The sequence below is a fragment of the Billgrantia kenyensis genome (assembly GCF_013697085.1).
Lineage (GTDB): Bacteria > Pseudomonadota > Gammaproteobacteria > Pseudomonadales > Halomonadaceae > Halomonas > Halomonas kenyensis.
On sequence record NZ_JACEFT010000090.1, the window covers coordinates 1 to 767 of the forward strand.

The 767-nt window shown below is 66.1% G+C and carries 1 protein-coding gene; it reads left to right on the forward strand.

Annotated features, from left to right (window positions below):
* The coding region (locus H1D44_RS20725; protein WP_181517158.1) for a TRAP transporter large permease subunit at positions 1–767 on the forward strand (767 nt) is incomplete at both ends.

The following is a 767-nucleotide window of genomic DNA, read 5'->3' on the forward strand; positions in this document are numbered from 1 at the left end:
CCGGGGCTGATGCTGGGGGCCATGTATGGCCTCTACGTGCTGGTGATCTGCTACATCAAGCCCGCCTACGGCCCGCCGGTCCCCGCCGAGGAGCGCGCCGAGACCTCCACCGGCCAGCTGCTGGTCATGCTGGCCAAGTACGTGCTGCCACCGATGGCGCTGATCCTGGGCGTGCTGGGCGCCCTGTTCACCGGGGTGGCCACCGCCACCGAGGCCTCGGCCATCGGCGTGGGCATCGCCTTCCTGCTGTTCATGATCTTCGGTGACCGCAAGCTCAAGACCTGCTTCAACACCCTGATCGAGGCCGGCAAGACCACCACCATGGTGATGCTGGTGCTGGTCGGCGCCACCGCCTTCACCGGGGTGTTCTCCCGCGGCGGCGGCATGACGGTGATCAGCGACCTGGTGCTGGCGATGCCCGGCGGCACCGTGGGCGCGCTGATCCTGATGCTGTTCCTGGTGTTCCTGCTGGGCATGTTCCTCGACTGGACCGGCATCGTGCTGCTGAGCTTCCCGATCATGCTGCCGATCGTCCAGCAGTTGGGCATCGACGTGCTGTGGTTCGTGGTGATGGTGGCGGTGGTGCTGCAGACCTCCTTCCTCACCCCACCGTTCGGCTATGCGCTGTTCTACTTGAAGGGGGTGGCGCCCAAGGGGATCGAGATCCTCGATCTCTACAAGGCGGTGATTCCCTTCGTCGCGCTGATCGCCCTGGCCTGTGTGCTGATGGCCTTCTTCCCGGTGCTGGTCACCGGCCTGCCGGCGGT